The organism is Nocardia exalbida NBRC 100660 (assembly GCF_000308575.1).
GTDB classification, from domain to species: domain Bacteria; phylum Actinomycetota; class Actinomycetes; order Mycobacteriales; family Mycobacteriaceae; genus Nocardia; species Nocardia exalbida.
Map to the genome: position 1 here is coordinate 1 of NZ_BAFZ01000117.1, position 14865 is coordinate 14865.

Below are 14865 nucleotides of genomic sequence, written 5' to 3' on the forward strand. Positions count from 1 at the left end.
GAGTCGGGCGCCAACGATCGCACACGGTCATCTGCGGTTCTCGGCCTCGGCACTCGGGCTGAGGAGGACCCCATTTCCTCATCCCGACAGGTCAATTCAGCCCCCCTTTCCGCAATTCGAACTCATCGCCTCCTAACTCGTTTCGAGCCTGGGAAGGGGCACATCGGTTCGTCGGAGGTACATCGAATCCGTTGTGACTGCGTTCTTTTCGTACGCGTGTCCGAGCAGCGACGCATAGATACGCAGCATTCGGGCCGGCGCATCGGGTTGTCAACGAGGCGGGTGTAAACAACTTGTGGACAACGACCGCCTCCCGGTCCCGACAGATGCCGGTTAGCCTCACTCCACAAGCTCACGCATCCCTGCCAGAGGACCACTCGCTATGAACAGCCCCGCACCTACGCCCGCGTCCGGTCGAGAGGATTCGACCGGAGATCTGCTCAGGGGAAGGACCGTTGTGGTCACCGGAGCCAGCCGGGGCATCGGCCGGGCGATCGCGATCAGGTTCGCGGCGGAGGGCGCGAACGTCGCGATGATCGCCCGGACGCAGGAGCCACACCCGAAGCTGCCCGGCACGATCCATACCGCCGCCGCCGACGTGGCGGCCGCGGGCGGTGACGTACTCCCGCTGGTCGCGGACGTACGCGACGACAAGGCGCTGACCGATGCGGTCGAGCGCGTCGTCGAGCGCTTCGGCGGCATCGACATCCTGGTCAACAACGCCGGATCGGTCGATCTCACCGGCGCCGAGCAGATCGGCATGCAGCGCTACGATCACATGCAGGCCGTCAACCTCCGCGCCCCGTTCCTGCTGTCCAAGCTGGCCCTGCCGCATCTGCGCACCTCGGCGCGAGCCGGGCGCAACCCGCACATCCTCACGCTGTCCCCACCGCTCAACATGAATCCCGAGCACGTCGGTAACGGCGTGGCCTACACCGTCTCCAAATACGGAGTCAGCATCGCCACCGTCGGCTTGGCGCACGAATTCCGGTCCTACGGCATCGGGGTGAACTCGCTGTGGCCCCGGACCAAAATCGACACCGCGGCGGTGCGCAATCTGCTCGGTGGCGAGGAAGCGGTTGCCGCGTCCCGCAATCCCTTCATCTGCGCCGATGCCGCCCTACTGGTCGTGACCAGTCCCGCGTCGACCTACACCGGCCGGCTTCTGCTCGACGAGGATGTCCTCGCTTCTCACGGCCGCACCGACCTGGACCGGTACCGGGTCGTCCCCGGCACCGGTGCGCTCGCCAACGACCTCTTCATCGACGCTTAGACCACCAGGAGAAGCCTGGCATACGCGTACCAGAGGGTTGACGCCGACCTGACTCACAAGATCAACTTCTTCAGCACATCGCCGAAACGCCGCACTAGGGTGAGGGTTTACGATCCGAGTCACCACCGTCGTACACGCACGTCGTGTTGAGAGAGCGCCCGTGGCAAACGAAATCAAAAGGCCTGTCCACCAGTTGCTCGGCGAACTGATGACCGCGGAGCGGGAGGCAGCCGACCTGAGCAGAACACGAGTCGCGGAAGCTTGCCACGTCTCCCGGCAACTGGTGCATTACTGGGAGACCGGCGTGCGCGTGCCGGACGGCGAGGCGCTGCGGCTGTGGTTCGAAGCGGTCGGCGTGCCGAACTGGAAGCGCCAGCGGTTCATCGCGGTGATTCAGCGACTCCGTTCCTTGTCCGCCAAGACGCCACTCGAAACGCTCGACTGGTCGAGCGTGCCATCGGTCTGGACCGATGAAGATCAGACCGGCCTCGACCGCATCCTCGACCCGGCTTGCTGCCACGATCGCATAACGTTCGACCTATACGGCTGCAACAGACCTTTTCTCGATCGCTTTCCAGGACTCGCCCCGGCACCGCCGGACGCCGAGCAGCCAGCGAGTCTCATCGTCTGGATGTTCACCGATCCGCTTGCGCGCAAGGTCATCGCGAACTGGAACCTGCGCGCCCGGCTCATGGCCGCGGCGTTCGGGACCCTTGCGCCCGGAGCCGTGCCGCAGCGCCGGATCGACGAGATCGTGCAAGCTTGCCAGATCGAACCCGTCTTCCTCGAGATGTATCGCAGCACTCCCTCCGATGACGAAGTGACCAATCAGCGAGTGGTGCTGTGGGATCCGGACCGCGAGGAGTTCGTGACGCATCTGATGCGCGCATCCATCTTCAAATACCCGCCCCGGCCCTGGGATCAGTTGGTGCTGCAGGCACCGGCATGACGCACCGGTGAAGCACCGCGCCCCGGCCTCACGGCACCGGCGGCCCGGAGCCGAGATCGACCATTCGGTGCAGGATCGCGGGGGCCAGGGCCAATTCGAATTCGGTTCCGCCGCTTTCGAAGACGAACGCGAGGTAGTCGTCGCGCGGTACCGGGGCCAGGCGGACCGAGCATTGCTCCCCCACGATCACCCAGCCGCCGACGGTCAACCGATCGGACATCGCCCCTCCCACCCTTCGACACTTCCGACAAGTGGACTATGCCAGTTGCGGCAGTGGGGTGTCAACGGCGGGAATCGGCCGTTGAGCTGGTGAAATACTCGTGTGGCATGATCCACCGGCCGGGCGGGTGGACGGTCTCGCGGTACTCGAGCGGGACGCCATGAGCGTCCAGGCCGAGGCGGCGCACGACCAGCACCGCCGCCGGGTGCGGAAGCGTGAGGTGGCGGCGTTCGTCGTCGGTGGCCAGCCGGGCGGCGACGCTCTCGCGCACGACGGTGAGAGCGCGTCCGGTCGCGTCGTCCAGATACCGTGCGACTCCACCGGGCACGGCCTCGGATTCGAGCAACAGGGCTGCGGTTTCGGCGAAACCTCCCGGATACCAGCAGGTGGTCAGGCGGCCAGATCCGGATATGTCCTCATGCAACGTCTTTCGCACGATCACCGAACTGGGAGCGGGCAGCCCGAGCTGGTCGGTGACCTCCCGCGGCCCGTCCACCACAGCGGCTCGCAGCACGGTCACCGAGCGGCTCTCGGGCGAAGACGGTCCGTACCGGGGCGCACTCTCCCGCAGCAGCACAGGCTGTTCGGCCACATAGGTGCCCGATCCGCGGCGGGACCGGACGATCCCCTGCTGGCGCAACGTATTCAGCGCCTTGGCGGCGGTGGGCCGGGCCACCTTCCAGCGTGCGGCGAGCTCCCGCTCCGAGGGCACCTCGGCGCCCGGCGCCAGCTCACCGCGTTCGATCAGCGCACGGATATGACCCGAGATCTGCAGGTATTTCGGGACTACGTCATCCTTTTCGGCCACCGGTCGCCTTCCCCTGCGGACACCGCCCCTCGGACCGCTGGTCAGTCTAACAACGGCGGAACCGAGTACCGGGGGCTCGGCACAAGCACATACCGAGCCGGTCCGCCGCGCTGAACCGAGCGGTAAAGTGCGGGTCCAGTACAGCGCGGTACGAACAGGACCGAGCGGAAGGGGGCTTCCACGTGGCGGTACCCGATACCGGACAGGGAACGGCGCGAGAGCTGTACGCGGCGGCCATGGGCGCGGGCGGGGGCGAGAAGTTCGAGCTGGATACGGCGGTCGCGGAGAATCTGGCCGCCGCGTGCGACAAGCTGGTCGACGATCTACGTCGTGCGATGGCCGGGGAACACCTCGTCACCGAGGTGACCGGCTTCCCCGACCTGCCCACCGGACACGGCCTGTCCCGCGGTTTCGCCGCGAAAGGACGGCAGTACCTGGACACCCTGGCGGCGTTCCAGGAGACGGCGCTGCTGTTCAAGGCGGCGTATCTCGCCGCGGCCAACCGGCTGGCCGACGCCGAGGCGGCGAATCAGGCCGCGCTGCGGCTGATCGCCGAATACCTGGAGCCCAGTTGAGCACGCACCCGCGCGCCGGCAACGACTGAGGGGGACGACGGATGGCAGACTCCGCGGCACGCGCCGCCGCCGACGACATCCGGCAGGAGCTGGCCGGATTCGCCGACGGGGCGACCGATCCCGCCTACGCGCCGGATCGGGAACTGTTCGGCGCCTACACCCATCAGCAGATCTGGGATCTGGTGCACGAAGCGCTCGACCCGGCGGCGCTCGGCCGGATCGCCGAGGCATGGCAGGCCAACGCGGCCGCGGTGGCCGACGCGTTCCAAGCCTTCTCCGATGCCACCAACCGGGAATTCGCGCGCTGGTCCGGCCGCGCTGCCGACGCCGCCGTGGGCGCGACCAGGCAGTTCGTCCGCGCGGGCGGGGACGCGCAGGACGTGTGCCGGGCGGTCGCTCGGCTGATGGAGTTGAATAGCGATGCCGCGCAAACGGTCCGGGGCGCGATCGCGCCGCCGCGGCGGTATCGGCCGCTGGCGGACCCGGCCGCCGAAGCGGTTTACGGTGGAAAACGTAGGATGGAACACGATAGTGCGGCGGCAGACATCGAGGCGGATGTCCGGGACACGATGACCTACGTCTATACCCCGACGATGCCGGCCACCGGCGACTGTGTTCCCCGATTCCCCCGGCCGCACGAAGGTTCGGCGGCCGACAACGCATCCGGCGATCCGAATTCCGTCCGCGGAGGCGGCGCACGGTGAAATGGGTGCTGACCCCGGACGAATTCACGCATGTCTGGACGAACGAAACGAGCCTGGACCGTAGGCCATACCCGGTCAACATGGTCCCCTCGGCCACGGCGCGGACCGAATCGGAGTATCACGCCTTGCGTCTGCCGCAGCGCTTCGCCCGGCAGGCCGAGCCCGACCTGGCCGCCGCGCTGGTGCTCTGCGCGCGCAACGACGCGACCACCATCACCGTCTCCGGCGAACGCTCCGCCCTCGCGCGCGACGGGAGCGAAAGCGAGACCGAACGGATTCTCGCGTTCGCCGCGGTGGTGCACAACCACGCGGGCATCCTGGTCGCCACCCCGAACCGGGTGACCGTACAGATGTGCCATGCCCGTGCCATAGGCGAACGCCTGGTGCAGATCATCGGTTCGGCGCGGCCGGGCAAGCTCGCCCCGATGCGCGAGCCGCAGGACGCCGTGCTCAGCCCCGACCGCACCGAGCCGTTCGTCACCAACGGCCATCGCGGCGCGGCGAAATTCCGTCAGACACTGCGCAAGCCGGTGGACGGGCGCGGTTTCATCACCGTCACGGTGGAGCCCGAGAACCCGATGTCCCCACCCACCCGCCATCGCACCTGGCTGGACTTCACCGGCGACGGTCGCTACCTGCTCACCACCGCGCACGATCTCACCCTCACTCCCGTGTCGGACGAGGAGTTCGCCACCCAGCTGCTGCGGCTCGCGCAAGTGTGACCGGGCCGAACTACCGCGTGATTAGGGTGGGGCTATGCCTGAACAGTGGACGGTGTGTCCTGCCGAGGCCATGAAAGCCGACGGCTTGCGAGTGGCCGAGCTGGACACCTCCGGCACGCCGGGGTTCACCGGCGGCAAGAAGGCGGGCGTCGCACTGCTCGCCGAACGCAGCCAGGTGCTGTCGGATCTCCAGGAGAAGCTGTACGCCAACGGCCGTTCCGGCGACCGGCGCAGCGTGCTGCTGGTCTTGCAGGGCATGGACACCGCGGGCAAGGGTGGCATCGTCCGGCACGTCATCGGTTCGGTCGACCCACAGGGCGTCGATCACGCCGCGTTCGGCGTGCCGACGCAAGAGGAGCAGCGCCATCACTATCTGTGGCGCATCCGCGAGACCCTGCCGCGCGCGGGTCAGCTCGGCGTCTTCGATCGCTCGCACTACGAGGACGTGCTCGTGGTGCGGGTGCACAACCTGGTGCCGCCGACGGTGTGGGAGCCGCGCTACGACGAGATCAACGCGTTCGAGCGGGGACTGGTGGACGAGGGCATCACCCTGGTGAAGGTGGCCATGTTCGTCTCGCTGGACGAACAGAAGCGGCGGCTGGCCGAGCGGCTGGAACGCCCGGACAAGTTCTGGAAGTTCAACCCGGCCGATATCGACGAGCGCGCGTACTGGCCCGCCTATCAGGAGGCGTACCAGGCGATGCTGGACCGCACGTCCACCGAGTACGCGCCCTGGCATGTGGTGCCCGCCGACCGCAAGTGGTTCTCCCGGCTCGCGGTCACCGAACTGCTGATCGCGGCCATGGAGCGGCTGGACCTGGACTGGCCCTTGCCGACGTTCGACGTCGAGCAGCAGAAGCGGCGCCTGGCGCAGGCCTAGGTCATTCGCGCACGTGGTGCTCAGGAGACCAGGGGCCGGACCTCCTCGGCGACGAACCGGAGGTAAGCGGCCGTACCGGTTGTCCTCGGCGGAGGCGGATCAATCGCGCGACGGCGTCCGGCGGCATCGTGCCGGAAGGCGGTCCGGTCGCGCGGTGGCCGGCTGCTCACAGGCGACGAGGCAGACCGGCGCCGCGGGTTCGCCGCTTCCGCGCGTGCCTGCTCAGGGCAGCTGACGGACGATACGCGAGCCGGGACGGTGGGGCGTCCAGCCGGTATCGGCGATCCGTCCGGTGCGCACGAATTCGCCCCAATACTCCCGAGTTCGGTGGCCGAGCGCGTCTATCTCCGCGGCGGTCAGGGGCGCGAGCATGGGAGCGTCGTGCCAGGTGTCGCCGTCGGCGAACAGCAGCGGCAGATCGATGCAGTGGCAGGCGCCGTACGGATTCGCGGGATGAAGCTGTTCCACGCGGTAGCAGTACACCCGCGCCCCGGCATCGGCCAACTCGTCGGCGAAACGAAACAACCCGTGCTCGAACGCCTTTCGCCCGATGAGATGCTGTACCGCCGCGTCGAGTCGCGCGCCCGTCACCGGCATTCGCCGTAACCTGCCGAAAACCGGGTGCGGGCCGCCGTAGAACGCTCGCGACTCCTCGGCCGTGCACCCGAGCACCACCGGCAGATCGGTGGCCGCGGCTCGTACCGCTCGCCGCCAAGCGTGCTGGTCGGGCAGTGGGCCCGCATCGGCCACGGGCAAGAAGGGCGGGGCGGGGTTCAGCGCGGCGGGCCCGGCCACCCGGCGGACCGTCCGTCCCTGCGCGGCGAGCAGGTCGGGTAACGGAGCGGTGCGCGGATCGGCGTCGAGTTCGGCGAGGAACATCGCCCCGACCCGCTCGGCCCGCCGATGGCTCTGGAAGCCGACACCGAACGGTGCGCTCTGCACGATCGCCCGGGCGAACAGCCGCCGCGCTTCCGCGATCCCCAGCAGCGCGACGACCGACTGCGCGCCCGCCGACTGCCCCGATACGGTGACGCGTTCCGGATCACCGCCGAACTCGGCGATGTGCTCCCGCACCCACCGCAGCGCCGCGATCTGGTCGCGCACACCGAGATTTCCCGCCGAGACGCCCGGTGCGCGGAGGTAGCCCAGCACGCCGAGCCGGTAGCTCACCGACACCACCACGATGCCGGTCTGCCGCACCAGCCGGTCCGCGTCGTACAGGTTCCATTGCCCGCTGCCCGCGAGATAGGCGCCGCCGTGCAGCCACACCAGCACCGGACAGCTGCCCGGCTCCGCGCCTGCCGGGGTGGTGACGGTGAGGGCGAGGCAGTCCTCCGATTGCTCCAGGGCCTCCGCCCGCCCCATCACGCCCTCGAGCCGTCCCGGCAACTGCGGTGCGATGGCGTACCGGTGCGTCGCGTCGTACACCCCCTCGTGGGCCTCGACCGGCTCCGGCGCGCCGAACCGCTCGGCCCGCGCGTAGGGAATCCCGCGGAACACCACGACCGCATCGCGGGCCTCCCCACGCCAGCGACCGGACGCCACCACCTGCTCCATGCCACTTCCTCCTGCTATCGCAAGTTGACTTGCGATAGATCCACGCTAAGGCTCCACGTCGGAGGAACGCAAGAGGACTTGCGATAATCGCCGCATGGGCGACTCCCCCGCACAGATCCGCGGTGCGCGGTTACAGAAGGCCGTGCTCGACGCGACGCTGGCCCGCATCGAGTCGGCCGGCATCGGCGACGTGCGGATCGCCGATGTCGCCACGGACGCGGGCGTGCACGAGACCTCGATCTACCGTCGGTGGAAATCGCTGCCCCGCTTGCTCCTGGACGCGCTGCTGTCCCGGGTGGGCGAACAGATCCCACTCCCGGACACCGGTTCCTTGCGCGGCGATCTGGAGCGGTTCATGACCGATCTCATTCGCTTCGCGGAGACTCCGTCGGGCCGGGCCCTGATCCGTGGCACCGTGATTGCCGAGTCCGATCCCGAGGTAGAGGCCATCCGGCGCGAATTCTGGCTGCGGCGGCTGTCGTCGTCGGAAGAGATCGTCCGGCGCGGTATCGCCCGCGGGGACGTGGCGGCGACGGTGGACCCCCGGCTGACCATGCTGACACTGGGCGGCCTGGTCCATCTGCACGTCACGCAGCTCGGCGGCGGGCTGCCGCCCGGCCTGGCCCGTCACGCCGTCGATCTGATCCTCACCGGCATCGAACCGCGCTGACCACGCCGCCGGCGTGATTCGGCCGGTATCACCGGTGACGGGACGAATGTTTCGGAATCTCTCAGGAAAGCCGACCATGATGACCACCGTAGGCCGATCACGCGGGTAGGTGGCCTGCGGATCTACGATCGTGGCGGCAGGAACTGTCCGGCGAGCGAAAGGCGTGGTGAGCGCACGGTGAGCAAAAACCAGGGTGGGAAGTCGAACCCGCTGCTGGCGGCGGAACGCGCCGACCGCAACCGCAAGATCTTGATCCAGGTGGCCGTCGCCGCCGTGCTCGTCGCGCTGATCGCGGCGATCGGCATCGGCATCGCGGTGAAGAAGGCCCGCAACGACGATCCCGGCCCCACCCCGTCCATCGCGGCGACCGGCACCACGAACGCGGGCCCCGTGCCCGCCTCGATCACCGACAACGGCGCCATCCGGATCGGCAAGCCGGACGCGAAGGTCACCGTGCGCGTCGTCGCCGACCTCCAGTGCCCCGCCTGCAAGGCCTTCGAGGCGGCCAACGGACAGGTGCTCGAGGACGCGGTGGCCAACGGCACCGCGGCCGTCGAATACAACATAATCGCGTTCCTGGACAAGGCCTCCACCACGCGGTACTCCTCGCGCGCTGGCAGCGCCTCCTACTGCGTCGCCGAAGCCGACCCGTCGAAGTACCAGGCTTGGCTGAAGGCGATGTTCGCGCAGCAGCCGCCGGAGGGCGGCGCGGGTCTGTCCGACGACCAGCTGGTCCAGATCGCCAAGAGCGCGGGCTACACCGACGACGCCGTCGCCCAGTGCATCACCGACCACAAGTACGACAAGTACATCCAGGCCCGCACCAAGGAAGTGCTGGACAGCGGTATCCAGTCGACGCCATCGGTGTTCGTCGACGGTAAGAAGATCGAGTCCAGCCAGGAGATCTTCGGTAACGGCGCCCTCGCACCCGTGATCAGCGCCGCCGCGGGCCGATGATCACCGCGGGGCCCCGGGCGGCCTGGGTCCTGTTGATCGGCGGGCTGGCCGGGTGGCTGGCCGCGGTGGCGCTGACCGTGGAACGGTTCAAGCTGTTCACCGATCCCGGTTACACGCCGTCGTGCAGCATCAACCCGATCCTGTCCTGCGGGTCGGTGATGGTGACCGACCAGGCCGCGGTCTTCGGGTTCCCCAACCCCTTGATGGGGATCGTCGGGTTCACGGTCGTCGTCACGCTGGCCGCGCTGTCGGTGGCCGGCGTCGGCTTCCCGCGCTGGGTCTGGGGTGGACTGTGGCTGGGCAACCTGCTCGGGCTCGCCTTCGTCTGCTGGCTGATCTTCGAGAGCCTGTACCGGATCAACGCGCTGTGCCCGTACTGCATGGTGGTCTGGGCGATCATCACGCCGCTGCTCGCGGTGAGCACCGATCAGCTGTGGGGGCGTTCCCGTGGTCCGCTCCGCGTGCTCGCCGAATGGCGCTGGACGATCGTCGCGCTGTTCTTCGCGGTGGTACTGCTGCTGGTGTTCCTGCGCTTCCAGGATTACTGGCTGTCGCTGGCCTGATCCGGATCAGTTCGGCGGGCCTGCGACCAGCGCCACCGGTACCGTGCGTCGGCCATTCGCGCCGGTGATGCCCAAGCGAATGGTGTCGTTGGGCTTGTGTGTGTTCAGCGCACTGCGCAGGGACTGGGCGTTGGTGACGGTGCGGTCGTCGATCGAGGTGATCACGTCACCGGCGGCCAGACCGGCGGCATGGGCGGGCAACCCGTACAGCGCCGCGTCCACCCGGGCTCCGGTACCGACCGGCAGTGCGTTGGAGACCAGCACACCGAGAGTGGCCGTTGGTCCGATGTGCACGGTGTCGGTCGGGGTGCCGGAGCGAATCTGATCGACCACCCGCATCGCGGCGTCGATCGGCACCGCGTAGCCGTTCGCCGGGTGGTCGGCCGCCCGCGCTCCCTCGCCCGACGCCGCCGCGATGACGCCGACCACGGAGGCCTTCCGATCGACCAGCGCTCCCCCGGACTGTCCCGGCGTCACCGCCGCCGCGACCTCCAGCATCCCGCTGAGCGCTTTGCGCGACAGATCGGCGGCGTTGACCGCCACGATCGCGGTGTCCAGGTCGGTGAGGGGGCCGTGCACCGCGGTCGGTGTGCCGCCGGTCCCGCCCGCGTTGCCGATCGCCAGGACCTCCTCGCGCACGCGCAGTCCGGCCGACGTGCCGATGGTCGCGGTGGGCAGTTCGGTGGCGGCGGCCAGGTCGAGCAGCGCGATGTCGGCCTCGGCGTCGTAGCCGAGTACCTCCGCGTCGTAGACCTTGCCGTTGCCCACGTCGGTGACGGTCACGGTGTCGGCGCCCTTGACGACGTGATGACTGGTGAGCACCTCGCCGTCGGCGGTGAGGACGATGCCGGATCCCGCCGCGCCGGGCCCGGACCGCTCGGTCGAGGCGTTGATGTTGACCAGCGCCGGTCGCACCGCCGCGGTGACGAGCCCGAGGTCCAGCGGCTCGGGCGGAGCGAACGCGACCGGGGCCGCGGTCCCGGCCGGGCCGGGCCGGTCGCTACCGGCCGGTTCGCCGCGATATCCGAGAAACGCGGCGACCGCGAGCACGAGGGCGACGACGAGCACGCACACCCGGCCACCACGCGGCGTGCGCCGCGCTCCGGTCCACTGCTGCCGTTCTTCGTCCATGGCACTCCCGCCTCGGCCGAACCGCTCACCGAATCCATTGTCGCCGGAGAACGCCGCCGAAGATCATCGATCCGGCGGAAAATGTGCCGTGAGCGGCCCTTTTCCGTGTCACAGTTGGCAATCGCACCCATGCGACGGTAGGCATGTCCTCATGAGCACTGCCGCCGCCTACGCCCTGTCCACCCCTGATGGCTCGTTCGAGAAAGTCACGATCCAACGCAGGGACCTGGGCCCGCGCGACGTGCTGATCGACATAAAATTCGCGGGCATCTGCCACTCCGACATCCACACCGCCCGTGACGAGTGGGGCAGAACCCGCTACCCCTGCGTGCCGGGCCACGAGATCGCGGGTGTGGTCGCCGCGGTCGGGGCCGCGGTGACCAGGCATCAGGTCGGCGACCGCGTCGGCGTCGGCTGCATGGTCGATTCCTGCGGGGTCTGCGCGCCCTGCCTGGCCGACGAGGAGCAGTACTGCACCGCGGGCGCGACCATGACCTACAACAGCCCGGTCGACCCGGCGGTGCAGCCCGGCGGGCACACCCTCGGCGGCTACGCCACGCAGATCGTGGTGACCGAGAACTTCGTCGTCGCCATCCCCGAGGGAATCGGCCTGGATGTGGCCGCGCCGCTGCTGTGCGCGGGCGTCACGCTGTACTCGCCGCTGCGGCACTGGAACGCCGGACCGGGCAAGAAGGTCGCGGTCATCGGCATGGGCGGGCTCGGCCACGTCGGGGTCAAGCTGGCGGCCGCCATGGGCGCCGAGGTGACCGTGCTGAGCCATTCGCTGAGCAAACAGGACGACGGCAAGCTCTTCGGCGCGAGCGCCTACTACGCGACCAGCGACAAGCAGACCTTCCGCGAACTGCGCGGCCGATTCGACCTGATTCTCAACACCGTGTCGGCGGACCTGCCGATCGATGACTACCTGCGGCTGCTGAACCTGGACGGCACCCTGGTGATCCTCGGTCTCCCCGACAACCCGATGAGCGTCAAGCCGTTCAACCTCGCCGGGTACCGCCGCTCGCTGGCGGGCTCGATGATCGGCGGCATCGCGCAGACCCAGGAGATGCTGAACTTCTGCGCCGAGCACGGCATCGGCGCCGAGATCGAGCTGATCGCCGCCGACGAGATCGACGGCGCCTACGACCGGGTCGTGGCCAGCGACGTGCGCTACCGGTTCGTCATCGACGTCTCGACCATGTGAGCCTGCTCGCCGTATCGGCGCGGCCCCGCGTAGTCCGGCACCGAACCGGTCGCGGCGTGGGTACCTTGGCGTTGTGTCTGTGCAGGACGACGACGAGACGCCACCCGCCGAGGCCGCCAGCGGCATGCCGCCGTGGCTGCCGCGCGCGTTCCTGCTCGCCGCGGCGACGATCACCGGGTTGCTGGCGGCCTTCTGGGTGCTCGAGCGGCTACAGGGCCTGCTGACGGTTCTGCTGGTCTCGCTGTTCCTCGCCTTCGCGATCGAACCCGCGGTGAACTGGCTGGCACGGCGCGGCATGCGGCGCGGTCCCGCGACCGGATTGGTGTTCCTCGTCCTGGCGGCCCTCGTCTTCGGCTTCCTCTGGACGCTGGGCGCCCTGCTGGTCGAGCAGGTCACCACCTTGGTGAAGAACGCCCCCGAATACGCCGACCGGGGCGTGGAGTGGATCAACCACACCTTCCATCAGGATCTGTCCAGTACCGACATCCAGAAGTACGCCACCGACTGGAGCTCGACCCTCGAGGGCTACCTCACCGGGTTGGCGGGCAACGTGTGGGGCATCGGCACCGCCGCGCTCGGCGCGCTCTTCCAGGGCCTCGGCATTCTGCTGTTCACCTACTACTTCGCCGCCGACGGGCCCAGAATCCGCACGGCCGTCTGTTCGCTGCTGCCGCCGCGGCGCCAGCGACACATATTGCGCGCGTGGGACATCGCGGTGGCGAAGACCGGCGGTTACATCTTCTCGCGCGGGCTGCTCGCCCTCGTCTCGACGCTGGCGCACTACGTGATGCTGCGGGTACTCGACGTGCCGTCCGCGTTCGCCCTGGCGCTGTGGGTCGGCGTGGTCTCCCAGTTCATCCCCACGGTCGGCACCTATCTCGCCGGCGCGCTGCCGGTGATCGTCGGGCTCGTGCACGGCCCGAGCACCGCGCTGTGGATTCTCGGGTTCATCGTGCTCTACCAGCAATTCGAGAACTACGTGCTGCAACCGCGGATCACCGCCTCCACCTTGGACATGCACCCGGCCGTCGCGTTCGGGGCGGTGCTGGCGGGCGCCGCGCTGCGCGGCGCGACCGGCGCACTGCTTGCCATCCCGGTCACCGCGACGGTGCAGGCGTTCGCCGGCGCCTACATCCGCCGCTACGACGTCCCCGCGGACATGGAGGCCGACATCGAGCGCACGGGTCCGCCGAAGCGGCGCCGAAAGTTCGCAAGGCAGTTGACCCTCCGCCTGGCGGGCCGTCACAACCCACCCGAGGAATGAGCCCACGCCGGTGACCGGCGTATCCCACGCCATGGGTAGCCAGGGATCGCGCGCCGATGTAGAACTTCTCGGAAACGATTCGCACCACTCGGTGCCGAGGCTGGATGGGAACAATGCTGAAGCGGCCGCCGGACCTCGCCTTCGACCTCGGCAAGATGCACCGCAGGCGCAACGACCTGGCGGCCGCGCGCGAGGCGTTCCAGATCGCGATCGCCTCCGGTCATCCGAACTGGGCGCCGTTGGCCGCCGCGGAGCTGGGCGGGCTGCTCAGCGCGTCGGGCGACAAGCCGGCCGCGGAAGGCGCCTACCACGTCGCGGTCGACTCCGGCCACGAAGACGCGGCGCCGCGCGCGGCCTACAATCTCGGCCTGCTGCTCGCCGAGCGCGGCGATACCGCGGCGGCCGAAGCGATGTACGAGCGCGCCGCCGCGTCCGGCCATGCCGACGCCGCACCACGGGCCTGGATCAATCTCGGCTACTCGCGGGCCAAGCGCGGCGACTCGGACGCGGCGCGCACGGCCTACCAGCACGCTATCGACGCCGGACCCGGCGATATCGCCCGGCTGGCGCTGTCCAACCTGGCCTACCTCCTGCGCACCGAGGACGACCTCGTCGGCGTGAAGGCCGCCTACCAGTCCGTGATCGACGACTGGCCCGGGGATCAGGCGCTCATCGTCGCGGGCGATCTGGTGCAGCATCTCGGCGAGGCGGGCGATTGGGCGGGCGCCAGGGAAATCAGCCGGACCATGGCAGCATCGGACGATCCCGCGGTCGCCGCGCGGGCCAGCTTCGAGGTCGGCGTGTTCAGCGAGCGGCTCGGCGAACCGGACGTGGCGCTGGCGGCGTTCCAGCGTGCGCTGGATTCGGCGGATGCCGAAGCCCGCACCCGGGCGGCGGCCGCACTCGCTCCGACCTACCACGAGCGCGCCGCGACCGTGCTGCGCGAGACGGACTGGGCGGCGCTGGCGCACGCCCACGGGTCCGCGGGCGACGCTCCGGCCATGCTCGCCGATCTGATCGGCGCGGATGTCGACGACCAGGTGCGCGGGGTCGTCTTCCTGTTCTCCGCCGTCCTGCATCAAGGGTCGATCTACTCCGTCACCGCGCCCGCCGCCGAAGTCGTGCTCGGCGCCCTGCTGCACGAGCGCACCGAAGTGACCTACGCCCGCGCCTGGCTGCGCGAGCCGCAACCGCTGCGGGTGGAACTGCTCAACTGGCTGCACGAGGTGATCGCCACCGCGGCATGGCAATCCGCCGCCGAGGACGCCACCGACCTCACCCCGGCCGACCGCGCCGCGGCCGCGGACTGTTTGGCGCTGCTGCCGCGCGTGCGGGCCGCCACGGCGGCCGCGCTGGCCGTCGCGGAGGGCGACGCGGTGGCCGACGCC

At 69.3% G+C, this 14865-nt stretch carries 16 protein-coding genes; 12 read left to right on the forward strand and 4 right to left on the reverse strand.

The features are described 5' to 3' along the window. Positions 1–382 precede the first annotated feature (382 nt). Both ON29_RS26510 and ON29_RS26515 read left to right on the forward strand, forming a co-directional pair. The gene (locus ON29_RS26510; RefSeq protein WP_051175616.1) at positions 383–1273 is read left to right on the forward strand and encodes an SDR family oxidoreductase; all 891 of its coding nucleotides are present in this window, start codon (positions 383–385) and stop codon (positions 1271–1273) included. Positions 1274–1481: 208 nt separating this feature from the next. Continuing rightward, complete coding sequence (locus ON29_RS26515; protein WP_157172907.1) at positions 1482–2222, forward strand: helix-turn-helix domain-containing protein; 741 nt, start codon at positions 1482–1484, stop codon at positions 2220–2222. A gap of 28 nt (positions 2223–2250) precedes the next feature. On the opposite strand, the gene ON29_RS26520 is transcribed toward ON29_RS26515, so the two are convergent. Further along, on the reverse strand, positions 2251–2442 hold the full coding sequence (locus ON29_RS26520; RefSeq protein WP_040870500.1) for a hypothetical protein: 192 nt from the start codon (positions 2440–2442) through the stop codon (positions 2251–2253). A 61-nt stretch (positions 2443–2503) separates the two neighbouring features. Then, positions 2504–3250 carry a GntR family transcriptional regulator gene (locus ON29_RS26525; RefSeq protein WP_051175617.1) on the reverse strand — a complete coding sequence of 249 codons (747 nt, stop codon included), beginning with the start codon at positions 3248–3250 and terminating at the stop codon, positions 2504–2506. Between the two features lie 182 nt (positions 3251–3432). Here ON29_RS26525 and ON29_RS26530 point away from each other — a divergent pair, with 182 nt between their 5' ends. From ON29_RS26530 to ON29_RS26545, 4 genes are read left to right on the forward strand one after another with little or no spacing between them, the layout of a single operon-like run. Then, positions 3433–3825 (forward strand): hypothetical protein, encoded by a 393-nt coding sequence (locus ON29_RS26530; RefSeq protein WP_040870502.1) that lies wholly within the window; start codon positions 3433–3435, stop codon positions 3823–3825. 41 nt (positions 3826–3866) lie between these two features. Beyond that, on the forward strand, positions 3867–4529 hold the full coding sequence (locus ON29_RS26535) for a hypothetical protein (RefSeq protein WP_040870504.1): 663 nt from the start codon (positions 3867–3869) through the stop codon (positions 4527–4529). Next, positions 4526–5251: an ESX secretion-associated protein EspG gene (locus ON29_RS26540; RefSeq protein ID WP_040870505.1), complete on the forward strand. Its 726-nt coding sequence runs from the start codon at positions 4526–4528 to the stop codon at positions 5249–5251. Before ON29_RS26535 ends, ON29_RS26540 begins: the two co-directional genes overlap by 4 nt. Positions 5252–5285: 34 nt before the next feature. Next, the gene (locus ON29_RS26545; protein ID WP_040870506.1) at positions 5286–6131 is read left to right on the forward strand and encodes a polyphosphate kinase 2 family protein; all 846 of its coding nucleotides are present in this window, start codon (positions 5286–5288) and stop codon (positions 6129–6131) included. A 222-nt stretch (positions 6132–6353) separates the two neighbouring features. On the opposite strand, the gene ON29_RS26550 is transcribed toward ON29_RS26545, so the two are convergent. Beyond that, positions 6354–7688 (reverse strand): carboxylesterase family protein, encoded by a 1335-nt coding sequence (locus tag ON29_RS26550; protein ID WP_040870508.1) that lies wholly within the window; start codon positions 7686–7688, stop codon positions 6354–6356. Between the two features lie 94 nt (positions 7689–7782). On the opposite strand from ON29_RS26550, the gene ON29_RS26555 reads away from it, so the two are divergent. The 3 genes from ON29_RS26555 to ON29_RS26565 all read left to right on the forward strand — a co-directional run bounded on the left by ON29_RS26555 (position 7783) and on the right by ON29_RS26565 (position 9878). Further along, positions 7783–8358 carry a TetR-like C-terminal domain-containing protein gene (locus ON29_RS26555; RefSeq protein WP_040870509.1) on the forward strand — a complete coding sequence of 192 codons (576 nt, stop codon included), beginning with the start codon at positions 7783–7785 and terminating at the stop codon, positions 8356–8358. 177 nt (positions 8359–8535) lie between these two features. After that, positions 8536–9315, forward strand: a complete 780-nt coding sequence (locus ON29_RS26560; protein WP_040870510.1) for a DsbA family protein — start codon at positions 8536–8538, stop codon at positions 9313–9315. Beyond that, positions 9312–9878: a vitamin K epoxide reductase family protein gene (locus tag ON29_RS26565; protein WP_040870511.1), complete on the forward strand. Its 567-nt coding sequence runs from the start codon at positions 9312–9314 to the stop codon at positions 9876–9878. The genes ON29_RS26560 and ON29_RS26565 overlap by 4 nt, the downstream gene beginning before the upstream one ends. A gap of 6 nt (positions 9879–9884) precedes the next feature. Here the strand turns inward: ON29_RS26565 and ON29_RS26570 are convergent, their stop codons facing one another. Continuing rightward, on the reverse strand, positions 9885–11009 hold the full coding sequence (locus ON29_RS26570; protein ID WP_040870512.1) for a S1C family serine protease: 1125 nt from the start codon (positions 11007–11009) through the stop codon (positions 9885–9887). Between the two features lie 151 nt (positions 11010–11160). Between ON29_RS26570 and ON29_RS26575 the strand changes: the two genes are divergently transcribed. From ON29_RS26575 to ON29_RS34035, 3 genes are all read left to right on the forward strand, one after another. Further along, on the forward strand, positions 11161–12213 hold the full coding sequence (locus tag ON29_RS26575; RefSeq protein ID WP_040870514.1) for an NAD(P)-dependent alcohol dehydrogenase: 1053 nt from the start codon (positions 11161–11163) through the stop codon (positions 12211–12213). Between the two features lie 73 nt (positions 12214–12286). Next, positions 12287–13477: an AI-2E family transporter gene (locus ON29_RS26580; protein WP_051175618.1), complete on the forward strand. Its 1191-nt coding sequence runs from the start codon at positions 12287–12289 to the stop codon at positions 13475–13477. A gap of 104 nt (positions 13478–13581) precedes the next feature. Further along, on the forward strand, positions 13582–14865 hold a 1284-nt coding region (locus ON29_RS34035; RefSeq protein ID WP_157172908.1), incomplete at its 3' end, for a tetratricopeptide repeat protein.

Bases quoted from the DNA above. Each gene is read 5' to 3' on its own strand.
- ON29_RS26510 (WP_051175616.1), top strand. From the start codon at position 383: ATGAACAGCCCCGCACCTACGCCCGCGTCCGGTCGAGAGGATTCGACC.
- ON29_RS26515 (WP_157172907.1), top strand. From the start codon at position 1,482: ATGACCGCGGAGCGGGAGGCAGCCGACCTGAGCAGAACACGAGTCGCG.
- ON29_RS26520 (WP_040870500.1), bottom strand. From the start codon at position 2,442: ATGTCCGATCGGTTGACCGTCGGCGGCTGGGTGATCGTGGGGGAGCAA.
- ON29_RS26535 (WP_040870504.1), top strand. From the start codon at position 3,867: ATGGCAGACTCCGCGGCACGCGCCGCCGCCGACGACATCCGGCAGGAG.
- ON29_RS26545 (WP_040870506.1), top strand. From the start codon at position 5,286: ATGCCTGAACAGTGGACGGTGTGTCCTGCCGAGGCCATGAAAGCCGAC.
- ON29_RS26550 (WP_040870508.1), bottom strand. From the start codon at position 7,688: ATGGAGCAGGTGGTGGCGTCCGGTCGCTGGCGTGGGGAGGCCCGCGAT.
- ON29_RS26555 (WP_040870509.1), top strand. From the start codon at position 7,783: ATGGGCGACTCCCCCGCACAGATCCGCGGTGCGCGGTTACAGAAGGCC.
- ON29_RS26565 (WP_040870511.1), top strand. From the start codon at position 9,312: ATGATCACCGCGGGGCCCCGGGCGGCCTGGGTCCTGTTGATCGGCGGG.
- ON29_RS26570 (WP_040870512.1), bottom strand. From the start codon at position 11,009: ATGGACGAAGAACGGCAGCAGTGGACCGGAGCGCGGCGCACGCCGCGT.
- ON29_RS26575 (WP_040870514.1), top strand. From the start codon at position 11,161: ATGAGCACTGCCGCCGCCTACGCCCTGTCCACCCCTGATGGCTCGTTC.